At 52.3% G+C, this 22,994-nt stretch carries 21 protein-coding genes; 8 read left to right on the top strand and 13 right to left on the bottom strand.

Annotated features, from left to right (window positions below; genetic code table 11):
- Window positions 1-90: 90 nt before the first annotated feature.
- Entirely contained in the window at window positions 91-1,662 is a 1,572-nt protein-coding gene (gene nhaB / locus NHG65_RS14815; protein ID WP_099064254.1) for a sodium/proton antiporter NhaB, read from the bottom strand.
- Between the two features lie 242 nt (window positions 1,663-1,904).
- Here nhaB and fadR point away from each other — a divergent pair, with 242 nt between their 5' ends.
- Complete coding sequence (gene fadR / locus NHG65_RS14810) at window positions 1,905-2,624, top strand: fatty acid metabolism transcriptional regulator FadR (RefSeq protein ID WP_099064253.1); 720 nt, start codon at window positions 1,905-1,907, stop codon at window positions 2,622-2,624.
- A gap of 60 nt (window positions 2,625-2,684) precedes the next feature.
- Here the strand turns inward: fadR and NHG65_RS14805 are convergent, their stop codons facing one another.
- Entirely contained in the window at window positions 2,685-4,220 is a 1,536-nt protein-coding gene (locus NHG65_RS14805; protein WP_099064252.1) for a SpoVR family protein, read from the bottom strand.
- A gap of 137 nt (window positions 4,221-4,357) precedes the next feature.
- Window positions 4,358-4,606 carry a tyrosine-type recombinase/integrase gene (locus NHG65_RS14800; protein WP_232519110.1) on the bottom strand — a complete coding sequence of 83 codons (249 nt, stop codon included), beginning with the start codon at window positions 4,604-4,606 and terminating at the stop codon, window positions 4,358-4,360.
- Here NHG65_RS14800 and NHG65_RS14795 point away from each other — a divergent pair.
- Window positions 4,548-4,973: a hypothetical protein gene (locus tag NHG65_RS14795; protein ID WP_232519114.1), complete on the top strand. Its 426-nt coding sequence runs from the start codon at window positions 4,548-4,550 to the stop codon at window positions 4,971-4,973. The genes NHG65_RS14800 and NHG65_RS14795 overlap by 59 nt on opposite strands.
- A 235-nt stretch (window positions 4,974-5,208) precedes the next feature.
- On the opposite strand, the gene NHG65_RS14790 is transcribed toward NHG65_RS14795, so the two are convergent.
- On the bottom strand, window positions 5,209-6,132 hold the full coding sequence (locus tag NHG65_RS14790; protein WP_499182345.1) for an acyltransferase family protein: 924 nt from the start codon (window positions 6,130-6,132) through the stop codon (window positions 5,209-5,211).
- A 245-nt stretch (window positions 6,133-6,377) separates the two neighbouring features.
- Here NHG65_RS14790 and NHG65_RS14785 point away from each other — a divergent pair, with 245 nt between their 5' ends.
- The gene (locus NHG65_RS14785; RefSeq protein WP_499182344.1) at window positions 6,378-6,695 is read left to right on the top strand and encodes a hypothetical protein; all 318 of its coding nucleotides are present in this window, start codon (window positions 6,378-6,380) and stop codon (window positions 6,693-6,695) included.
- 355 nt (window positions 6,696-7,050) lie between these two features.
- Here NHG65_RS14785 and NHG65_RS14780 read toward each other — a convergent pair whose 3' ends face one another.
- Entirely contained in the window at window positions 7,051-8,169 is a 1,119-nt protein-coding gene (locus tag NHG65_RS14780) for an acyltransferase family protein (RefSeq protein WP_499182343.1), read from the bottom strand.
- A gap of 883 nt (window positions 8,170-9,052) precedes the next feature.
- On the opposite strand from NHG65_RS14780, the gene NHG65_RS14775 reads away from it, so the two are divergent.
- The gene (locus NHG65_RS14775) at window positions 9,053-10,357 is read left to right on the top strand and encodes a D-amino acid dehydrogenase (RefSeq protein WP_099064247.1); all 1,305 of its coding nucleotides are present in this window, start codon (window positions 9,053-9,055) and stop codon (window positions 10,355-10,357) included.
- 72 nt (window positions 10,358-10,429) lie between these two features.
- Window positions 10,430-11,503: a catabolic alanine racemase DadX gene (gene dadX, locus NHG65_RS14770; RefSeq protein WP_499182342.1), complete on the top strand. Its 1,074-nt coding sequence runs from the start codon at window positions 10,430-10,432 to the stop codon at window positions 11,501-11,503.
- A 3-nt stretch (window positions 11,504-11,506) separates the two neighbouring features.
- Here the strand turns inward: dadX and NHG65_RS14765 are convergent, their stop codons facing one another.
- From NHG65_RS14765 to NHG65_RS14735, 7 genes are all read right to left on the bottom strand, one after another.
- On the bottom strand, window positions 11,507-12,700 hold the full coding sequence (locus NHG65_RS14765; protein ID WP_499182341.1) for a multidrug effflux MFS transporter: 1,194 nt from the start codon (window positions 12,698-12,700) through the stop codon (window positions 11,507-11,509).
- 109 nt (window positions 12,701-12,809) lie between these two features.
- A complete protein-coding gene (locus NHG65_RS14760; RefSeq protein ID WP_499182340.1) occupies window positions 12,810-13,370 on the bottom strand; it encodes a 3'-5' exonuclease in 561 nt (186 codons plus the stop codon).
- A 62-nt stretch (window positions 13,371-13,432) separates the two neighbouring features.
- Window positions 13,433-15,151, bottom strand: coding sequence for an ABC transporter permease subunit (locus tag NHG65_RS14755; protein ID WP_499182339.1), 1,719 nt, complete (start codon window positions 15,149-15,151; stop codon window positions 13,433-13,435).
- Entirely contained in the window at window positions 15,151-16,659 is a 1,509-nt protein-coding gene (locus NHG65_RS14750) for an ABC transporter substrate-binding protein (protein ID WP_499182338.1), read from the bottom strand. Before NHG65_RS14750 ends, NHG65_RS14755 begins: the two co-directional genes overlap by 1 nt.
- An 18-nt stretch (window positions 16,660-16,677) precedes the next feature.
- Window positions 16,678-17,460, bottom strand: a complete 783-nt coding sequence (locus tag NHG65_RS14745; RefSeq protein ID WP_499182337.1) for an ABC transporter ATP-binding protein — start codon at window positions 17,458-17,460, stop codon at window positions 16,678-16,680.
- Window positions 17,461-17,473: 13 nt separating this feature from the next.
- Window positions 17,474-18,283, bottom strand: coding sequence for an ATP-binding cassette domain-containing protein (locus tag NHG65_RS14740; RefSeq protein ID WP_413481602.1), 810 nt, complete (start codon window positions 18,281-18,283; stop codon window positions 17,474-17,476).
- A 317-nt stretch (window positions 18,284-18,600) separates the two neighbouring features.
- Entirely contained in the window at window positions 18,601-19,083 is a 483-nt protein-coding gene (locus tag NHG65_RS14735) for a hypothetical protein (RefSeq protein WP_099064239.1), read from the bottom strand.
- A gap of 171 nt (window positions 19,084-19,254) precedes the next feature.
- Between NHG65_RS14735 and NHG65_RS14730 the strand changes: the two genes are divergently transcribed.
- Together NHG65_RS14730 and NHG65_RS14725 are read left to right on the top strand one after the other, a co-directional pair.
- Window positions 19,255-19,548, top strand: a complete 294-nt coding sequence (locus NHG65_RS14730; RefSeq protein WP_099064238.1) for a hypothetical protein — start codon at window positions 19,255-19,257, stop codon at window positions 19,546-19,548.
- Between the two features lie 430 nt (window positions 19,549-19,978).
- On the top strand, window positions 19,979-22,096 hold the full coding sequence (locus NHG65_RS14725) for a TonB-dependent siderophore receptor (protein WP_499182336.1): 2,118 nt from the start codon (window positions 19,979-19,981) through the stop codon (window positions 22,094-22,096).
- A gap of 52 nt (window positions 22,097-22,148) precedes the next feature.
- Here the strand turns inward: NHG65_RS14725 and NHG65_RS14720 are convergent, their stop codons facing one another.
- Window positions 22,149-22,325 carry a GhoT/OrtT family toxin gene (locus tag NHG65_RS14720; RefSeq protein ID WP_012145459.1) on the bottom strand — a complete coding sequence of 59 codons (177 nt, stop codon included), beginning with the start codon at window positions 22,323-22,325 and terminating at the stop codon, window positions 22,149-22,151.
- Between the two features lie 222 nt (window positions 22,326-22,547).
- Between NHG65_RS14720 and NHG65_RS14715 the strand changes: the two genes are divergently transcribed.
- Entirely contained in the window at window positions 22,548-22,706 is a 159-nt protein-coding gene (locus NHG65_RS14715) for a YqaE/Pmp3 family membrane protein (RefSeq protein ID WP_006322621.1), read from the top strand.
- Window positions 22,707-22,994 lie beyond the last annotated feature (288 nt).

Below are 22,994 nucleotides of genomic sequence, written 5' to 3'. Positions count from 1 at the left end.
GGCAGTGTAAACCAATTCAACTCTGCTGCCAGCTACCTGAGCCTGATTCAGCACAAAAATAGTCGCTGGCAGCGGGGCGGGTTAACCGGGTTAATGTGCAACGGCTTCAATCGCTGGCAGTGTCAGCCAATGCCACTCCGTTAACAGGTCAGTCATCGGTGCCAGAGTAAACTGTACGCACAGCAGACCGACCAGCGTTAATACCACAGTATAGGGTAAAGCCATCCACACCATTCGCCCGTAAGACAAACGCACCAGCGGTGCCAGCGCGGAGGTCAGCAGGAACAAGAAGGCTGCCTGACCATTCGGGGTAGCAACTGACGGCAGATTGGTTCCGGTGTTAATGGCGACCGCCAGCATTTCGAACTGCTTCAGGGAGATTGCACCGTTTTCAAATGCGGCACGTGCCTCATTGATATAGACCGTGCCGACAAACACGTTGTCAGATACCGAAGACAGCAGGCCATTAAACAGATAAAACAGCGCCAGTTGTGAAGAGGGTTCTGCCTGCAGAACAAACCGGATAATCGGCGTGAACAGGTGTTGCTCAATAATTACCGCCACCACGGTGAAAAATACCGTCAGCAGGGCAGTAAAGGGCAGCGCTTCCTGGAATGCCTTGCCGATGGCGTGCTCATCGGTTACGCCGCACAAAGAAGTGGCCAGGATGATCACCGACAGGCCAATCAGGCCTACTTCCGCCAGATGAAAGGCCAGCGCTACCACTAACCAAATGCCGATCAGCGCCTGAATCACCAATCTGACCTGTTCTTGTTTACTGCGTCCTGCGGTGGCCTGACGGTCAAACTCGGTCAGCACCTCACGGACACGTTCCGGCAGTTTTGCCCCGTAGCCAAAGATACCGAAGCGTTCAAGCAGCAGGCAAACCAACAGGCCGCAGACAAACACCGGCAGGGTAACCGGTGCCATACGCAGGAAGAAGTCGACAAATCCCCAGTCGGCACTTTTGGCGATAATCAGGTTCTGCGGTTCGCCCACCATGGTCATTACGCCGCCCAGTGCGGTACCGACCCCGGCGTGCATCAACAGGCTGCGCAGGAAGGCGCGGAACTGTTCGAGCGTCTGTTTGTGATCGTCACTGACCAGTGTGCTGTCGTCACCGACGTCAGTATTGCCGTCAGAACGGTTTGAAGCCACGTTGTGGTAGATCGAATAAAATCCGGTTGCGACGCTGATCACCACTGCAACCACCGTCAGCGCATCGAGGAAAGCTGACAACAGCGCCGCGGCAAAGCAGAATGCCAAAGAAAGCAGCATTTTTGAGCGAATGTTGAGCAGTAGCTTGGTGAACACGAACAGCAGCAACTGCTTCATAAAGTAGATGCCGGCTACCATAAAGATCAGTAACAGCAGCACTTCCAGATTATGGGCAATTTCTTCGCCCACCCGATCGGGGCTGGTCATGCCAATCAGTACCGACTCAATGGCCAGCAGGCCACCCGGCAGCAGGGGGTAGCATTTCAGCGCCATCGCCAGGGTAAAGATAAATTCGACCACAAACAGCCAACCGGCAATGAACGGATCGACCAGGAAGAAAACCAGTGGATTGATCACCAGGAAAATGAGAATGGCCAGTTTGTACCAGTCAGGTGATTGCCCGAGGAAGTTTTTTACCAAGGCACTGCGTAAGGTTGTTTCCATTATGAATTACACGTCCTGAAAATAAGTTGTCTCATACTAGCCTAACAATGCCGCCGGGGCAGATGCAATACGGGCTTGCTTTACGACGAGAAATTTCTCTATGCGGTGTTTTTGCAGGTTTTTTGCCACTTTATGCACAGTTTCGTTCAATGTTTTTCGCTCCCGCTAGGTCATGCAATAGCGATCTGGTATGATCAGCCGACTACTATTACTGATTATCGTCGCTACGGAACGTCAAACACATGGTCATAAAGGCGCAGAGTCCTGCCGGTTTCGCGGAAGAATACATTATCGAGAGTATCTGGAATAATCGCTTCCCTCCTGGCACTATTTTGCCCGCGGAGCGTGAGCTTTCAGAACTGATTGGTGTTACGCGCACCACGTTACGTGAGGTTTTACAACGCCTGGCCCGTGATGGCTGGCTAACCATTCAGCATGGCAAACCGACCAAAGTAAATAATTTCTGGGAAACTTCCGGCCTCAATATCCTTGAGACGGTGGCACGCCTCGATCATCAGAGCGTCCCACAATTGATCGACAACCTGTTGTCGGTTCGTACCAATATTGCGGCGATCTTTATTCGCGCAGCGGTGCGTAACCATCCTGAAGCCGCTCTGGAAGTGTTGGCGAAAGCCACCCAGGTGGAAGATCAGACGGACGCCTTCAACCTGTTGGACTACGAAATTTTCCGTGGTCTGGCGTTTGCCTCCGGCAACCCGATTTACGGTCTGATCTTCAACGGTCTGAAAGGCTTGTATACCCGCGTTGGCCGCTACTACTTCTCAAACCCTGAATCCCGCAAGCTGGCGCTGACTTTCTATAGCAAGCTGTCAACGCTGTGCCATGAGAAGTCGTACGATCAGGTAATGGATTGCGTGCGTAACTACGGTAAAGATAGCGGTGCCATCTGGCAGAGCATGCAAGGCACTATGCCAAGCGATCTGACCGAAGCCCGCCGCTAACACTATTACCCGCATTAAGCAAAAGGGGCGCCAATGGCGCCCCTTTGTTATGGTCTGATCTTACAGCGGTGCCGGTCGCGGTGGGCAACGTTCCAGCAGCTCAACGCTGCCATCTTCGTTCAGTTGCTCCAGAATAATGTCGAAACCCCACAGGCGGTGCAGGTGTTTCATCACTTCACGCCGGCTCTTGTCCAATGGCGCACGATCCTGCGGGATATAGCGCAACGTCAACGAGCGATCCCCGCGTAAATCCACATTCCAGATCTGAATATTCGGCTCATGGTCACTCAGGTTATATTGCGCCGACAGCTCTTCACGGATCGCCCGATAACCGGCTTCATCATGGATCGCTGCAATTTCCAGGTAATTATTGCGATCGTCATCCAGCACGGTGAATAGCCGGAAATCACGCATGATTTTCGGTGACAGGAACTGGCTGATAAAGCTTTCATCCTTGAAGTCGCGCATGGCGAAGTGCAGTGTTTCCAGCCAGTCTTTACCGGCAATATCCGGGAACCAGTAACGATCTTCTTCGGTTGGCGACTGACAGATACGCTTGATGTCCTGGAACATGGCAAAGCCCAGAGCGTACGGATTAATGCCGTTGTAATAAGGGCTGTTATAAGGCGGTTGATACACCACGTTGGTATGGCTGTGCAAAAACTCCAGCATAAAACGTTCGGTTACCCGGCCCTCGTCGTACAGATGATTAAGGATGGTGTAGTGCCAGAATGTGGCCCAGCCTTCGTTCATCACCTGCGTTTGTTTTTGCGGATAAAAATACTGGCTCACTTTGCGCACAATACGCAAAACTTCACGCTGCCAGGGCTCCAGCAGCGGCGCATTCTTTTCCATAAAGTAGAGGATGTTTTCCTGTGGTTCGCTTGGATAGCGGCGCGCCTGTTCTGGTGCTTCTTCACGTTCAACCCGTGGCAGGGTCTTCCACAGTGTGTTCACCTGGCTTTGCAGGTACTCCTCACGGCTTTTCTGGCGTGCTTTTTCTTCGACCAGTGAAATTTTCTGTGGTCGTTTGTAGCGATCTACGCCGTAGTTCATCAACGCATGACAAGAGTCGAGCAGCTTCTCCACTTCTTCAACGCCGTAGCGCTCTTCGCACTGGCTGATGTAGTGGCGGGCGAACAGCAGGTAATCGACGATCGAACTGGCGTCGGTCCAACTGCGGAACAGGTAGTTATTTTTGAAGAAGGAGTTGTGCCCGTAGCAGGCATGCGCCATCACCAAGGCCTGCATGGTGATGGTGTTTTCTTCCATCAGGTAGGCGATGCAGGGATTGGAGTTGATCACGATCTCATAGGCCAGGCCCTGCTGCCCATGTTTATAGCGCTGCTCGGTCTCAATGAATTTTTTACCGAATGACCAGTGGGTGTAGTTAATCGGCATGCCGACGCTGGAATAAGCGTCCATCATCTGCTCTGAGGTAATGACCTCGATCTGATGCGGGTAGGTATCAAGCCTGTAATGTTTGGCTACGCGATCGATGTGCTCCAGATACACCTGCAGCAACTCGAACGTCCAGTCCGGTCCATCGCTCAGACGTTTATCTTCCTTGACCTTATCATGTGTTGAAGTAGTCATCAGCGCACCCTCGTTATTACGGACCTTGCTCGAACGGCAGACCCTGTATCAATCATAGTTCAAGTAATAATAAACCGTTTTAAATCAGTGAAATAAAAACGACAGGTCACAATAAGTCGAAATTCAGTCAAAATCAGTTATACATCAACCCAGTGATTACCGCGATCATCTTGATATTTTGCCGTCATTTCTGCGGACTTATGGCCGAGCAAACGCTGAGCAAAATTCCCCTCGTTCTCTTTCGAGTATAGTCTTGCCGAAAGGCTGCGCAACTCATGAAATGATGGTGGTTGTTCCCAGTCCAGGCCTGAATCTTTGCGAGATTTAGTGAACCCCATCGAGATCGTGCTGGGGGATAGGGCACTGCGCAGGTGGCTGGCCAGCACGTTTTCGCAATCCCCATATGCTGCTTTACAGCAAGCCAGAACGTCCTCAAGTTTTAAGTCTGAGGCTTCAAGTTCGAGGCTGACAGGGATCGCTAACGCGTTGCCCAGTGATCAGTGCCAAGTCCATGTTGAAACCAACCCATGGTGCTTGTTTGTTGGCTGCTTCGCGGATCTCAGTATCACGCCTGTCATGAAGGCGGTGATCGAGCTGGGTTATCTGGATATAAAACCGTCCATCGTCCGCATCAAGAATTGCATCATCACAACCGAGTCGGGGCCGCTGTTCGGCTTCGATATCGACAACGAATTTATCTCAGGCTTCGATAAGGGTGCCAGGGGAACACTGCTGGGAGCATCACATGGCTAAGGACGAGTTTTAACCTTTGGCACGGCGGCGAATGCCAACGTTTACCCAACGCTGACTTTCAGGCATTGCCGGCACGCGTGGATGGCTTCAGTTCGGGCGTGGCGAAATCCGAAGAACTTAACACCGTATGGTAAGAATGGATTCACCCCCTTTGATCGGTTAGGTAATGACCCCGTAGCATTAAACAACTTTATGCGGTTTTCTATCGGTGTTTAATTAAATTAGCGCATGTAGATCATGCGCTTTTCATCCGATCCCTTAATTGAAGGACTTTAACTTCAAATAGGTCATAAACAAGTTTAGAAATGAGAATTGTCATGACTAGAAACAATAGCCAAATGGATATACATCCGATTAGTGACGTTGGCTTAGATATGTAATGATTTATAAAGTACAGAACAGGAAGGTTTGTAAGGTATGCGGCATAAGACCACCTGGCCATTCTTGATGTCACAAATTTTACCATTGGATTGACTTCTATATGATAGAAAACGGTTATTAAGCAAGCGAATCCAATGTTTGCGACATCAAATAAAAATATCTTTAGTAATGCGCTGTTGTCCATAAATGCATCTGGCTTTGCAGCTATATATATTGCTACCGGTACAAGTGAAATACCAAGTTTCGAAAATATGTTTATTTTTTTTGATAAAAACAACCATGAAAAAATAACGCCAATCATTAAAGAGTCAAGTCTGTATAAAGATGTGGAGCGTATCTCATTAAATGTCATTGATGTGTTAATTGCTGCGTTAATTCTAAATGCAAGCGACATCGCAATAATAAGCGTAATGGATAATATAATACTGTTTCTTTTGTTTGTTTTTGCAAATAAAAAAACAGATATAATAATAGGGAAGGAAAAATAAAAAACCTCCTCTACTGCGAGGCTCCATGCTTCACCAAAAAATGAAGGATGAGGAATCGTTAAGCTCTGAGTAAATGTAGAGAAAGCAAGCAAGTTAGGTTGTGCATCTGGCCTGATATTGTCAATGAGAAGCAGGTTCAATATTAGAAATAGGATGTAACTTGGGTATGTTCTCATCCAACGGCGAAACCAAAACGAAGGAATCCAGCCAAACGCAGTGTCAGATTTTTCGATCTTATCGAATATTATCCTTCCGATGAGGAAGCCAGATAAAACGAAAAATAACTCCACACCTAAAAATCCGCCGAATTTTAAATATTGAGATGAAGGCAATGCCGGCAGTTAAAATACTCTGCCATGAGAAAGTATCACCATAATGATTGCGAGTGACCTGCATAAATCAAGCCATGGGTTTAACTTTTTTTCCATAATTTATCAATCTCATACCAATTCTATACATTCATATCAATGCTCAAGATTCTAACATAGCACAATAAAAATAATTAATTCTATTAAACCAATCTGGAGAATATTCTATGTCATCTGAAGGATTGCCAGTTGATGGCGTCGTCGGTACTGAAATTGTGCTGGGCACCCGCAGCACGCAACAAGCAACAGACGAAGCCAGGGGCAGCCTGTCGGCGGATAGCGCAGCCCAATCAGCTGACACATCGTTTAAATACAGTCGTGAAGCCAAAACAGCGGTATCTGATGCAGAAGTTTATGCAAAACAGGCAAAAGATGCTTCACAAAATGCTCAGAATATCGCTGATGCCAATACCTATAACTCACAGAGGACAATCGGCTCGCATGGCGGGTTTCGGTTCGGGCGTGGCGAAATCCGAAGAACTTAACACCGTATGGCGCCAGGGTTCGACGATGGCCGCCGTGGTAGGACAGTTTATCGCAGACAAAACCGGATAGGATGTGCTGGACGACGGAGATCTGACCGGGTTGCTGGATAAATTTGAGGTCGCGATGGGTGGATGCCTGATTGGAGTTCAGCGTTTCACGGCCTCCGGAACTTGCACGCCAACACCTGGAATTTGATACGTGATTGTAGAGTCTGTGGGTGGCGGCGGTGGTGGGGCTTTTGCTGGGCCAACTGCACAAGGTAGAGATGGTGGCCGAGGATCTGCAGGTATAGTTATTATTTACGAATATTCCTAGAGTGTTGCTGGGTGGGGGGGCTCCCCCCCACAACCTAATTCATGCTGCTGAACGCATGGTGATTGATTTCAATTTCCCATACTTTCTGAAGGGAACCTCTATGATTCTATAGTTGATTTCACTAAATGTAACTGTTAGCACCAAAAACAACGAAACGTAAAGTAGCTCCATGCCTAAACTGAAGTTAGTGTTTTCATTAAAGAAAATACTCTTGACTACACTTATCATTACAACATGGGTGAGGTATATAGAATAAGAACGGGAACCGATATAGTCACAAGTATTTCGTATTGACATGTTTGATGAAAAAATATTCATATTTAGACTTGCGATAAGAACAAATATACCGGAGATTAATGCGGTTAATCCTACGGAAAAGAAAATAATGGGTTTTGGGCTTGTAAATATTGCCAGCAAAACAGTCAGTGTAATAAATATAACAACAGGGTGTTTTACTTTTCCATTTAGCGATTTTATTTCTTTGCTGTTAATTGTTTTACTATTTAAAATGGCTATGATAACACCAAGTGCAATTGCATCAGTTCTTAGTGCCCACATGAATGGAGTGGATGCATTTAGAGTTCTTGGTAAGAAAAACTGCTCAAGAAAAACAGCAGCGAAGAAGTAAATTAATTTCCGTGGTATTAAAAATGCTATCACCGGGAGCAGGAAGTAAAATTGATTTTCTAAAGATAGGCTCCAGTAAATCCCAAGATTACCACAGGCGCCAAGCGGCCTGCATTCTGAAAAATAAAAATCAGAGGTTTGTGTTACAGCAGCAAAAGCGGACTTATATAAAACCTCAATAGGAAGGAATGCTCCATTTCCGCCCCAGAGCATTGATAGAGCGACAGAAATGGAAATCCAAAGAAATGCAGATGGAATGAGCCTCCAGAACCGTCTCACCCAAAATGGGAGAGAAAAGTTTAAGAATGAGGAAATGGTTCTATCCGTGGGGATCTGTTCGAGAATCGACTTTGTGATAATGAACCCAGAAATACAGAAAAACAAATCAACGCCGCTACCGAATCTTGATATGTCTAGTAGTTTCCAGTAGGTCGATACTGGTGATAGCAAGGCTGCAATGTGAGCCAATATAACAAATACAATAGCCAGTGTTCTGAGAACTTCAATGTCATGATTTTTGTTGTCATTCATGTAATTTATAACGCCTGCATCAATAATTTTAAATATATTGCATATTTTATGCACATACGCACAAACCAATTACCTATCAACAGAAATATTGGAAAGTCATCCATGTTATCTGAAGGATTACCAGTTGATGGCGTCGTCGGCACTGGAATTGTGCTGGGCACCCGCAGCACGCAATAAGCAACGGACTAACCCAAGGGCAGCCTGTCGGCGGATAGTGCAGCCCAATCAGGGATACTACTGTCGTCAGGTGAAGACTGCAGCAGCAAAGGTATCTAACGATGCAGATCGCGCAGAAGCTACCTCTGATAACGTCCAGAATATCGCGGCTACCACTTACAAGCGTATGAAAATGGTTAAGCGGGCAGGTGGTGCACTGACAACACATGACATTGCTGACAGCGGTATCCCAATGAGCAATGACAGGACACTGTATGTGGCGGATGGGTGCATACTTTCTGATACATCGGTATTGGTTTGCTGTTGGTCAGGTGAGTTTACAGCGAGTTTTTCTGCTGAAGCAGGTTCTTATGTCTGCGAAACGTTATCTTAGATAAACGCGGTTTTTGTAGTTTTATATTCTGCATTGATGGCGCTGTTTCATTTTTATATTCTGTTAAATCCTTGTTGCGTACCTTGGCTTTTCTTGTCGATAGCAATGATATCATTGACATCATATTGGCCGCTGTTTCGCTCTAAAACTGGCCTTTCACAACATCTTATCGCTATTTATAGGTAGCTATTGCAAAAGACCCGGCCATGAACGATAAATTAATTGTGAATGTTGTCACGTTTAATGACGAAGATGTTGGACGGATTTTTCCACTGAGTTAATTTCCTGTGAGCAGAAGATTATGCTTTGTGATGCCTTGAGCTGGAGTCAGCGATGCGAGTGGTAATTTTAGGTAGTGGGGTGGTAGGGGTTGCCAGCGCCTGGTATTTGGCGAAAGCGGGCCATGAGGTGACGGTGATCGATCGTCAACCCGGTCCGGCGATGGAAACCAGCGCGGCGAATGCCGGACAGATCTCTCCGGGTTATGCGGCTCCCTGGGCTGCGCCTGGCGTCCCGCTGAAGGCGGTTAAATGGATGTTCCAACGCCATGCGCCGCTGGCGGTTCGTCTGGATGGCAGCAGCTTCCAGTTGAGCTGGATGTGGCAGATGTTGAAAAACTGCAATACCGAACACTACATGACCAATAAAGGGCGGATGGTGCGGTTGGCGGAATACAGCCGTGACTGTATCAAGGCGTTGCGTCAGGAAACCGGTATTCAGTACGAAGGCCGACAGGGCGGTACGCTGCAACTGTTCCGTACCCAGCAACAGTTTGAAAGTGCGGCCAAAGATATCGCGGTATTGGAAGATGCCGGTGTGCCTTACAAACTGCTGGAAGCCAGTCAGTTGGCTAGCGTTGAACCTGCGCTGGCGCAGGTGGCGCATAAGCTGACCGGCGGGCTGCAACTGCCTAACGACGAAACTGGCGATTGCCAGCTCTTTACCCAGCAACTGGCCAAACTGGCACAGCAGGCGGGCGTTACTTTCCTGTATAACCGCAGCGTTGATCGCCTGCTGGTGGAAGGGGACAAGATCAGTGGTGTGCAATGCGGCGGGGAAATCTTCAAAGCTGACAGCTACGTGGTGGCCTTTGGCTCTTATTCCACCGCGCTGTTGCGCGATCTGGTGTCGATCCCTGTCTATCCGTTGAAAGGCTACTCGTTAACCATTCCAATCACCGATGAGTCTGCGGCACCGTTCTCAACCGTGCTGGATGAAACCTATAAAATTGCCATTACCCGTTTCGACCAACGTATTCGCGTCGGTGGCATGGCGGAAATTGTTGGTTTTAATACTCAGCTGGAGCAAAAGCGGCGAGAGACACTGGAGATGGTAGTACGCGATCTTTACCCTAACGGTGGACGGGTGGAGGACGCGACCTTCTGGACCGGTTTACGCCCGATGACACCGGACGGTACGCCGATTGTCGGCAAGACCTCGCTGAAAAATCTGTTCCTGAATACCGGACACGGCACTTTGGGCTGGACCATGGCTTGTGGCTCTGGACAACTGCTATCCGATTTGATTTCCGGTGTCACCCCGGCCATTCCTTCAGACGACCTGGGGGTGGCGCGCTACAGCGCCGGATTTCGTAGCCTCTACACCGGCCCCTTGAACGATGTGCATCCCGCGCGTTAAACATCCTGATTTATCATGTTATTGTCACGGGCGTTGGCCCGTGACTGTATTCGCCGGCCCGTAGGAGTGCCCATGCCTCGCCCGATTTCCGCCACGTTGCACCTTGGCGCCTTTGAAAATAACCTGCAGGTGGTTCGTCGTTTTGCCCCTAACGCCAAAGTCTGGTCGGTGGTCAAGGCCAACGCGTATGGCCACGGTATTAAACACGTCTGGCGCAGTCTGGCGCAGACCGATGGTTTTGCCTTGCTGGATCTCGCCGAAGCCATTTTACTGCGCGAGTCCGGCTGGCAAGGACCGATTTTGCTGTTGGAAGGGTTTTTCAAACCGCAGGATATTGCCCTGCTGGATCACTATCGTTTAACGACGTCGGTACACAGTGATTGGCAACTGGCGGCGATCGCCGAAGCCAAACTCTCTGCACCGCTGAATGTTTACCTTAAAGTGAACAGTGGGATGAACCGTCTGGGTTTTGCGCCGGAACGTTTGCACTCTGTGTGGATGAAAGCTCAGACGATCGGCAATATTGCCAGCCTGACGCTGATGAGTCATTTCGCCACCGCTGACGGCCCACAGGGCGTTGAGGCGCAAATGGCCACCATTGAACAGGCTGCAGCGGGCATCACTTTGCCACGCTGTCTGGCCAACTCGGCCGCCACGCTGTGGCACCCGGAAACGCATGGTAGTTGGGTACGGCCGGGTATCGTGCTTTACGGGGCTTCACCGAGCGGCCAATCGCGCGATATTGCCGGTAGCGGTCTGCAGCCGACCATGACGCTGAGTAGCGAAATTATTGGTATTCAAACACTGAAGCCCGGCGACCAGGTTGGTTATGGCTGGCGTTACCGCGCCGAGGGTGCGCAGCGTATCGGTGTGGTGGCCTGTGGTTATGCCGACGGTTATCCTCGCCATGCCCAGACCGGTACGCCAGTCTGGGTGGAGGGTGTGCTGACGAGAACGCTAGGCACGGTTTCGATGGATATGCTGGTGGTTGATCTGACACCTTGCCCAGACGTGGGTATTGGGGCGGAAGTGGAGCTGTGGGGGCGACGCCTGCCGGTTGACGATGTTGCTGCCGCGGCAGGCACGCTGGGTTATGAATTACTGACGGCCCTGGCCGCCAGAGTGCCGGTCATCACCGAGGCATAAGCCTCAGGCAATTTTCTTCAACTGACCTTTTATTTGCTTGCTGCGCTGCCGTGCGTGCAGTGCCAGCAGGCAACCCACCAGCATCACCAGCGCCAACGACAGCTTGGGTTGCAACGGCAGTGCCATCGCCAATAAGCCCAGGCCTGCACCGCCGGCCATCTGCACAAAACCGACCAACGCAGAGGCCACCCCGGCCTCATTGGAATACGGCTCCAGCGCGTAGCTGGTTGCCGGCCCCATCACAAAGGCCAGCCCGGCACAGGCGCAGGCCACCGGCAACATATAGGCCAGCCAATGGGTTTGTGCCGTGCCGGAAAGCAAGGCCACGCCTAGCAGCAATCCGATACAACCGACACCCATCAAAATTCCGCCGGTCGCCAGGCAGACCGGACGTCCGACCTTGTGAATAATACGGTTGGCGAAAAAGCTCACCAGCATGATCCAAAAGCCGTTGGCACCAAACACCAGCGAGAATTGCAACGGCGTCAGCCCGGCGGTGCCCATTAACACGTTGGGTGCCAGTGAGACGTAGGTTAACGCCATGCCCATGGCGCCGGAGTTGACCACGGCAAAGGACAGGAAGCGGCGATCGCGGGCGATGCGGGCATATTGTCGTACCGGCAACCCTTTGACGCGCACCGTATCCGCCGGGCGAGTTTCCGGTAGACGCAGGGCGATCAGTACCAGCACGGCCAGGGCATAACACACCAGGAACCAGAACGGCGCACGCCAGCCAAAGGCTTCTGCCAGCAGTCCGCCGAGCAGCGGTGCCAGTGCAGGAATAATATTCAAGGTGCCGTTGAGAAAACCAAAGGCGCGGGCCGCATCGTCACCGTTCATCCGATCGCGCACGCCGCTGAATGCCACCACTGCGGTACAACAGACGGCCACGCCCTGCAGCAGGCGAGAAGCCACAAACATCATTGGCGTGGTGGCCAGCGCCGCCATGGCTGCACCAATCATGTAGATCACAATACCGGCCAGAGCCACCGGCTTACGGCCGTAGTTATCCACCAGCGGGCCGGCGATAACCTGCCCAAGGCCCAGCACCAGGATGAACAGGGAAATGGTGGACTGGATCAGCGCTTCACTGCTGTTAAGGCCAAGAGCGATAGCGGGAATGGTCGGCAGATAGAGATCGATACCCAGCGGGCCGAGCAGCACCAGGCTAAGAAGCAGAAACAGAAATTTTTGCATAACAAAAACAGCACATCCAAGTGACAAAGAGGGCTAGAGTAGAGATTCTGGCGCTAAATGGAAAGAGGCAAAGCATAAGCCTGCCAAGGGGATGCCAGTCTTGTTCGATTCAGGGGGCAGAGGCTTTGCGATAGTAAAGTGCCGATACCGTGTCTGCCACATAGCGTGCCTGATGTTTGGCGTCATCCAATGCCCGATGAGGCGTTCCTTCGAACGCCCGTTCTTTCTTCGGGTTAAAGCCCAGCATTTCGGCCAGGGTGATCACCGTGCGCACATCCTGCGTATCCCAAAATTTCCATGGGCAAGGCATTTCCAGTTGCTGGAAGGCATGCTCGAGGATTGTACAATCGAACTCCTTGCCATTACCCCAGACTTTGACCTGGTCGGTGCTGTTCATATGAATAAACCGACTCAGGTTGGTCAGCGTGCGTTTAAGACTCTCTGTGCCACCGAAAGCCAGCTTGCGTGCTTCGTCTGATTGTTTCGCCCACCAGGCAACGGTGTCCAGGCTGATGGTTCTGCCAGGCTGATCTTTTTGGCTGCTGACGGCGTTTTCAAACTCCGCTCCGAGCTGACCGGTTTTGGGATCGAAAAACACGGCGGCGACCACCAGGATCACCGCGCTGGGTTTTATATCCAGCGTTTCAATATCTAACATCAGGTGGTGCATGGGGTCTCCCGGCGGGTTGAGGTATCGCATAATGTTACTACAAACCGGGCGAGGATGCGCCGTCAGCCCCGACGGTTACCGGCAGTATTTGCCAGCGTTACTGCGAGCACTGCCAGTAATATCAGTGCGATCGCCGGTGCCAGGACTCCCCAGGGCGCCCGTTCGAGATAAGGCATGCCTTCCGCCAGCACCAGTCCCCATTCTGCGCTGGGCGGCTGCGGCCCAAGACCAAGGAAACCCAGCGCCGCCAGCGCCAGCGCAATGCCCGGCAGACGCAGCATGGCGTGGCGCAACAGGGGAGCCCAGAGCGCCGGCAGCAGGTAATGAGTCAACGTGCGCAGTCGGCCGACGCCCAATACCGGCAACATACGGATATAGGGTTGCGTGCGGGCTTCCGACAGCAACGAAGCACAATGGGCGGCCAGCGGCGCCCAACTGACCAACATCACCGCGCAGGCGGCTCCGTAGGCTGAAGGGCCACTAATGGCGACCACTAACAGGCCGGCGACGATTGGCGGTGTAGCGTTGGCCAGCTCTATTACCCCACACATCAACCGTGGCATCAGCCCGAACAGTATCCCGAGGAATAGCGACGCGAAACTTACCGCCAGTGCCAGCAGACTGGTATTCAGTGCACCGTAAGCGACGCGTGCCAGAATATCGCGGCCGGTGGCGTCTGCGCCGAAGGGCAGATCCAGGCTGGGCGGTTGCAGGCGGATATGTAGCGATGAGAGCGGATCGCGGATGATGCCGCTCAGCACCAGCAGACATAACAATAGCGCGGCACCGGCGGCGAAAAGATAGCTGATCTTGGTGCTGTGCTGTGGCGGTGCCGAATTGGGTAAGCTTGCCGCTACCCGGCCCAGCAACAAATAATGTGCGCCCTGTGCCAGAAACCCGGAGCCGAAGGCGATCAACAACAAGATCATAATGCCGCATTGCAGTGCCGGCAGGTCTTGTGCGATGGCAGCGCCCAATGTTGCTCTGCCCAGGCCGGGAATGGCGAACACTTTCTCGACGGCAATGGCTCCGCCGGTAAGCCCCACCAGCACCAACCCGATTTGCGGCAACAGGGCGGGTAGTGTGCGACGTAACACCGCCAGCAGACGCTGCCACCGGGAGATGCCGGCCAGACTCCAGGTGATCAGCCAGCGTTCGCTGAAGGTGGCGGCCAGGCCGTCATTGAACAGTAGCGCCAGCAGACCCCCGGCAGGCAGGCCTAACGCCAGCGCCGGCAGTACGACATGCCGCAGGCTTTGCCAGCCGTAGGGTGGAAACCAGTTTAGCCAGACGGCACCGACAATAAGCAATAGCGCCGCCAGCAAAAACTCGGGCAGGGCAGTCAGCGTCACCGCCAGAACCCCGGCAGGACGGCGAGGGTCACCCTGTATGCCGCGCCACAGCGTGGGCAGCGCCAGCATCAATGCCACCAGCAAGGCTATTGCCAACGCGTAGCCCATCAATGTCAGAGAAACCCCGGTCGCCTGTAACATCCCTTCCAGTACCGGACTGCCGGAGATCCAGGAATTCCCTGCATCGCCGTGCAGCAGCCGGTTAAACCAGCGGCCAAGCAATATCAGCGGCCCGTCATCCAGGCCAAAGCGTTGCCGAATGGCGTTCAGGGCTTCTGGCGTAGCTTCCTGTTCCGCAGAGCGGGCTCGCAGCAGGCTGAGCGCCGGATCGCGACCGGACAGCCAGGGCATCAGGCCGACCAGCGTTATCATTGCCAGCAGGGCAAACAGGCGTGAGGCCAATGGTAATAGCCGCTGTGCCAGTGTCATCAGGGCTGTCCGCTGGCGATCAGGCTGCGTGGTGTCACCAGCAGACGTTCACGTGGGTCGCGTTCGGCGTTCTTCATGGTTGCGGCCTCCCCCTGGATCACTCGCTCATGCAATAAGGGGATCGCCGCATGGGTCGCCAGAATACGATTTTCTGCTGCGATGATCGCCTGACGCCGTGAAGCACCGGCCGGGATCGCGGCGGCGTGGGTCAGGGCTTCGTCTACCTGCGGGTCGCACAGTTGGGCGATATTGAACGAACCCTGACAGGCGAAATCGCTGTACATGTAGGCCAGCGGATCGCCGGAGTCCAGCACCGTGGCGCGTGACAGAATAAACGCGTCGAATTTGCCCGCCAGCGCATCGGCTTCAATATGTGCATATTCCCGCACTTCCTGTTTCACCACAAAACCGGCGGCGCTGAGCTGTTGCGCCAGATAAACCGCGACCTCCGGCAACTCGGCGCGATCGCTGAAGGTGGCCAGGGTGATGGTTTTTCCTGTTACCGCAGTGGCTGGCAACAAGGGTTGTGGCTGTCGCAAGGGGGCGGCCCAGGGCAGCGCCGGACCCAGTAGCCCGCTGGCGACATCGGCACGGCCCTCGTAGACGTTATCCACCAGGGGTTGGCGCTGAATGGCCGCCGCTGCCGCAGCACGCACCGCCGGATCGCGGAAGACCCCGACCCGGGTGTTCAGATACAGCGTGTTGGTGCGTGGCATCGGCACTTCATGGATCAGTTCTGCTGCAATCAAGGGCAGCTGTGATACGGGCAGCGCTTCAACCAAATCGGCACTGCCGGTGCGTAGCGCGGCGGCGCGGGCGGCGCTGTCCGGCACAAAGCTGACGTCGATGCCTGGCGCTGCGGCTTTTTCGCCCCAGTAGCCGTCAAAACGGTTTAGCCGTGCGCTGCTGGTTCCGTTGATTTCCGTCAGCACAAAGGCACCGGTCCCGGCCTGCAAGGGATTAACCACGCCGTTGGCAGCGTAAGCCCGCTCGGCGAGGATGGCCAATTGTGGGCTGGACAGCCGTTGCGGCAGCAAAGGATCGGGCACCGCAGTAGAGATAAGCAGGGTGTGATCACCTTCTGTGCTGACGGATAATTCAACGCCGTCAAGGATGCGAGGTTTTGGTGCGGCGTTCATTGCCGCCGAAAGTGAACGTACGACACTCTGCGCCGTCATAACGCTACCGTCATGGAAGCTGACTCCCGGGCGCAACACAAAGCGCCAGCGGTGTTGATCGATTTGCTGCCATTCGGTGGCCAATGCCGGTTCAGCATCGCCGTTGGCGTTCAGCACGACTAACGTTTCAGCATTGCTCCAGCGAGAAAGTTTAAACGCGTCATCGCTCAGTGGCGTGAGCCCGGAACGAGGCGGCTGCAGCATGGCCAGCCGGATGCGCCGTTCTTCATTGGTGCTTTCTTTCGGTTGTACAGGGTCAAAGCAGCCGCCAAGCAGCAAACTGCCGGCAAGCAGGCAGCCGGTGGGGCCAATAAAGCGTGGGTTCAACATGAAGTATTCCTCAGAATATCAGGGCTGGAAAAGGGTGGGCAGCGATGGGATTGCGGCGATCAGATCGCGGGTAGCGGCATGCCGTGGACTGTTCAGCAGCTCAGCGGTTGGGCGATCTTCCACGATGGCACCGCACTCCATCACCAATGTGCGTTGGCATAAAGCGGCGACCAGCGAAATATCATGGGAGACAAGCAGCATGCCCATATTTTGCTGACGAGCAATCTGATCGAGCAGGTTGATGATCTGCTGACGCAGCGGCAGGTCCAAACCGCTGACCGGTTCATCGGCGATTAAAAAACGAGGTTGCAGCGCAATAGCCCGCGCCAGCGCCACCCGTTGTGCCTGCCCGCCGGAAAGCTGCCCTGGGCGCAGGTAAAGCAGACGCTCCTCCAGCTCAACCTGTCGCAATGCCCGTTCGGCGGTGATACCCAAATCCTGAGAAGGAGCAAGTTGCCGCAGAGGGGCGATAATCAGTTCGGCCACCGTGTGACGAGGGTTGAGTGAAGCATGGGCATCTTGCGGCACGTACTGCACCCATCGCCGGTACCAACGCAAGCGGTGCGCTGGGGCTGGGCGGACTGCGGCACCCTGGCAATGAATATGACCGGCGTCCGCTGCCTCCAGAGCCAGCAACAGTTTAAGCAGGGTGGATTTACCGGCACCCGAGCAGCCCACCAACCCGACGCGGTCCTCCGCGTACAGATTCAGGTCGGTGGGTTTCAGCCCGCCGGACTGCGCTGAATACTGCCGACAGACTTGTTGCAGGCTGATAAAGGGCAGCATCCTGCTGACTGACATGCCATTCATCCCGTTAACCTGCCAGACTTAACGGTGATGCCTGGTCGAAGGTTGGGCACTGTGCCGTGGCAACCAACTGCTGGGTATAGGGATGAACAGGGTGATGCAGTAACTGTTCGAACGTCCCCTGCTCGGCAATTTCGCCCGCCACCAGGACAATGGCTCGCTGACACAGGTTGGCGGCGACGGTGAGATCGTGGGTAATAAACAGCAATGCCGGGGCGTGGGGGCGTTCGGTGTAACGCTTCAGGATAGCGATCAGTTGATGTTGACTGACCATATCCAGTGCGGTGGTGGGTTCATCTGCGATCAGCAGGCTTTTCTCACCCACCAATGCCAGTGCCGCGCAGACCCGCTGGCACTGGCCACCTGACAGTTGGCCGGGATAGCGGGCCATTATGAGCTCTGGCGGCAAGCCTAATGCGGCCAGCAGCTCGGCGGCACAGCGTTGCGCCTGTTGTGTTTTCATCTTGCTCTGGCCGCGTAACGCCAGGATTAACTGCTGGCCCACGCGGGTCAGGGGATTGAGACTGCTGAAGGGATCCTGGAAAATAGCCGCCAACGCAGGTCGTTTGCGCAGTTGCAAACGTTGACCGCTGATTTCTTGACCCTGAACTCGGATTGAGCCACTGACTTGTGCGTTGTTGGGCAGTGTTCCCAAAATGGCCGCGGCAGTTAGGGATTTGCCCGAGCCCGATGCGCCAAGCAGACACACTCGTTCGCCGGGATACAGAGTGAAATTCAGGTTGTGAATTTTGACCTCACCGTCAAGCGACAGCGTCAGGTGTTCTACGGCGAGTAACGGTGGGGTTTGGCTTTCCATTGATGCATCTATGTAAAATGTTTTGATATGTAATAACATAACATTCACGTAACTGAGATGACCAGCGGATTTATGAAATACTTAGAAATAGTTTAAAACGGGGTAAGCAAGGTATGATGCTCAGGGTTCTGTTGTCAGGTTGGTCTAATCGGTGAGAACGCTTATCTTCATTTTGTGCATGGCTGGGTATCTGGTGGTACTAGGCTACCTTGGTATTTTTGTCACTGATAAGATCTGTGAGAAATCCAATAACTACACCAAGGTGTGCCGTCTGGTCGATATCTCGGAGCCGCATATCCCAAAGTAAATGCCGGCCGTCAGCCCAGATAATCGGTGGTGATCAAAGGTGTCAGTAAGCCGGACAATGCGGCCAGGGTTGTCCACTGTCGCCATCCTAAGCGCGCCAACCAATCCTGGCGCAGCGGTGGGGTAGCCAGTTGGCCTACGGCCACCGTACCGGTAAGCAACAGCGTCAGAAAAATAAATACCAGCCCACGACTCCACGCATTGAACTCGATATGCAGTACATTGGCGTAATACAACCTCATCAAAATGTAATAGGCCAGCATCAGCCAGGCGAAATGCGTGCGTTTTTTCAGCACATGATAAAGGATAAACGCGATGAAAACGCTGTGGCACACGGAGATCAGTGGCGCTTCAATCGGGCGTCTGACACAACCGTTATACACCGCCAAATAGATATTAAAGATCAACTGTGCATAGATGGTATATATATACCAGCCATAGGTGATTTTGAGTTTTTTTGGCGTGGGCGGGGTTGGGCAATAGTCCGGTATCATTGGAGCCTCCTGAGCTGACTAGCGTTATAACATCCAAAATCTAAATGAAATTTAAACGCCAAACAGGCTTTATTTTACCCTAAACCTGGAACTAATCAGCACTTGTCAGGTCTGTTTAAACCGCAATGTTCAGGGTGTTTTTAAATTGATTTGTGATGGTAATTCACTGATATGAAAGATTATAAAAACGATCGCGCCGCAGTGTATCTGCTGATAATCACCCTGGGACTCTATTTTTTCCTACCGCCGGTGCTGGTGGCTATCGTTTTCAACTGGTTAAATCTAAACCCTTTTAGCATTATTCGCTTTTGGCATTTTAATCCGTTCGGCGCTGCCCGTGGTATTCCCCTCTATCAAACTTTTATATACACATTAAGTTTGTGGGTTATAGCGAATATTCTGCTGGCGCTCATTCTGCTGGGAGCGGGGCGTCTCTACACCTGGTTCGTCAGAAAGTCTCGGTGAACACCACCGGCTACTGCCGAAAGGGGTAGATGGAAAGCGCCTTATGAAGGATAATGATAGTCGTTATCATTTTTAAGCACCAGTAAAGGTTAAAGGGTTGTCTCCTTATGCGCTGCCTGTACTGGCAATAAATTGCTCACATTGCTTCCAGTTTGTATGCCAGCCTAGCGCTGGCATTTTTTTGTTATTGATTTTCAGATCAATACTTCACATTCAGCCCGGTCCTTTCCCTGCGGCAAGTTACTTTGCCCGCTCATAAAAAGTTTGCTCATACTTGAAATTCCTTATCGATAAAGATAATAATTATCATTAATATTTCCTTTTCTTTACATGCGCAATACCGATAGTTCCTTCGCCCCTTCGTCAGCCAGCGTTGCTGACGGGGCCCCTGTCGGGTGCGGTTTAATGATACTTACCAGGGATTACCGGCATGCCAATGTTTTTTTCTGTCAAACGGTCGCGTGTTTTATGCGCGTTCGCGATGTTTCTGCCACTGACCTCGTTAGCTGAAGATACCCTGGTGGTCACCGCCAAACCCGCCGATACGGCTGAGGCTGCGACCCAGGGTTATCAGGCCACGACCAGTCAGGGAGCCACTAAAACCGACCAGCCGCTGATCCTGACGGCGCAGTCCGTTTCGGTGGTTACACGCCAACAGATGACCGATCAGAACACCCAGACGGTGAATGATGCACTGAAATATACCCCGGGTGTTTTCACCAATTTCTCCGGCGGTGCGACGCGCTATGACACCATTGCATTGCGCGGTTTCCATGGCGGAGATGTTAATAACACCTTCCTAGATGGCTTGCGTCTGTTAAGCGATGGCGGCACCTATAATGCCTTGCAGGTTGATCCCTGGTTCCTGGAGCGTATCGACGTCATCAAGGGGCCGTCTTCGGTGATGTATGGGCAAAGCATTCCGGGTGGGCTGGTGGCCTTGACCTCCAGGCGGCCGCAGTTTGCCACGCAAGGGCAGGTTAACCTCTCGGCGGGCAATAACGACACCAAAGGCGCGGCTTTTGATGTGACCGGCCCACTGTCGGACCAGTGGGCTTATCGTTTGACCGGGATGACGCGCAGCAGCGACACCATGTATGACCATCAGCGCGAAGAGCGCTATGCCATTTCGCCGTCATTGCTGTGGCAACCGGATGAAAATACCTCACTGTTGCTGAAAGCTTATTTGCAAAAGGATCCGTCCGGCGGTTATCACAGTGCAGTTCCGGCAGATGGCAGCCTCTATTCCAGCTCAGGCGACAAGCTGGGGCGCGGATTCTTTGACGGCGAGAGTAGCCGTAACGTGTTCAAACGCTGGGAGCAGATCTACAGCTATGCCTTCTCGCACAGCTTCAATGACGTTTGGTCATTCCGACAAAATGCCAGCTATACCCATTCCAACGTTGAATTGCAGCAGGTGTATCAGATTGGCTGGGATCAGGACCATCAGTTGCTGAACCGCTATTACAGCGGCTCGGCGACCTCACTGGATGCTTTCGCCGTCGACAACCAACTGGAAGCTGACTTTGCCACCGGACCGCTGGAGCACCAGGTGATGCTGGGTCTGGATTACCAGCGCTTTCGTAATAACCTGTGGGACGAGTCTGCCGGAGCTTCTGAGCTGAATCCTTATACCGGCGTGTCCGGTGGTGCGGGGTTGACCAATCTGACGCATACCGACTCCAGACGTCACTATCAGCAGACCGGCGTGTATCTGCAGGACGAAATCAGTCTGCAGAACTGGTATCTGAATCTGTCTGGCCGCTTTGACCGTATAGAGTCAAAAAATACGGTGCTTAATACCGGCACCAGCGATGAACGCCGCGACGATAACTTTAGCGGCCGCGCCTCGTTGCTGTACCGCTTTGACAGCGGTTTCTCACCTTACGCCAGTTACAGCACGGCAGTGACGCCAGAGGCGCTGTCCGATCAGAACGGTCATATGCTCAAGCCGAGTACCAGTGAGCAATACGAAGTGGGCTTGAAATACCAGCCACCGGGCAGTTCATCAATCTACAGCGTGGCGCTGTATGACCTGACACAGAATGATGTAGCCAACCGTGTGGTGCAGCAAAGTTATTATCTGCCCGCCGGCAAGGTACATTCTCAGGGAATTGAACTTGAGGCTCGCAGCAAGATCACCGAACGTTTCGATCTGATTGCAGGCTATACCTACAACAAGGTGAAGTTCAAAGATGCGATTGACGGCAACAACGGTAATACGCCGTATCTGGCCCCGGACCAAATGGCCACACTGTGGGGTAAATATGCCGCTGCCTACGGCGTAGATGTTGGCGCTGGGGTACGTTATATCGGCAAGCAATGGGCGGATAATGAAAATACGTTACGCATTCCTTCCGTGACGCTGCTGGATGCTTCGGTACGGATGAATCTGGACAGCGTAAATCCGTCGTTGAAAGGTGCTTATGTGCAGTTAAACGTGAACAACCTGACCGACCGGAAATATGTCGCGGCCTGTTATGGTACCGGTTATTGCTATTGGGGGGCGGAACGCTCCGTGGTGGCGACGGTGGGGTACGATTTCTAAGGGAAGGCTGACGACTGCCCCGTCGTTCTTTGGCGGGGCGGTTTCTACAGCGTTAGAACAAAGAGAACATCAACACTACCGGCAGGCTCAAAGGCCAGGTCAGACCAATCGTTAACGCACTGATAAAACGAATCTTGATGGTATCCCGGCTGACCAGGTAGGTAAAAATCATAGAAACCAACAGGCCAATTAAATAAAAGTATTGTGTTGCAACCCACAGCGACGACATGAAACCAATCCCAGTTGTATTTTTAAGCTGTAAATTTTAAGGGCTCAATTCCACATAATCAATGCTTATTAATTCTTTCTTTTATTCGCTCTGTAAAACCACAATATCTGTAGATATATCCGGCTTAAAAGGTTCTATAAGAATTTTCGATGAGAGCGTCATTTGAAAATGTTAAGGGTATGTAATATATTGGAGGCTTATAAAGCAAAATGAGGCGTTATTATGAGCTTTTGGAGAATCGTTTTTACCATCATCCTGCCCCCTTTGGGTGTACTGCTGGATAAAGGGATTGGCGGCGCGTTCATCCTCAACATTATTCTGACCTTGCTGGGTTACTTCCCCGGCCTGATCCATGCGTTCTGGATCCAGACCAAACAGTAGCGCATAGGGTGATATCACCAGCTTGCTGGTTTTCCCTCAGCTCAATGCTGCCGACCCTGGCGTGGAGACATGCCGGGGTTTTTTAATCTCTGAAGGGCCTAATGAATATTGAGGCCATAGACAAACAGCCATGAAAAAAGCATCGCCAACAGGCCTGCGATAAAAAGAATAGAGATCATTTCCTTCACGTAAAATTCCCTTTTGATTTTGTTTGAATGACTTCTCATTGTTTTTTCATGGAATTTTAGATCGTAATAGGTATAAATCCTAGTCTTAATGTGATGGCGT

The organism is Serratia myotis (assembly GCF_027474885.1).
Classification (GTDB): domain Bacteria; phylum Pseudomonadota; class Gammaproteobacteria; order Enterobacterales; family Enterobacteriaceae; genus Serratia; species Serratia proteamaculans.
The sequence above is the reverse complement of the archived record's forward strand: the minus strand, read 5'-3'. Positions and strand labels throughout refer to the sequence as shown.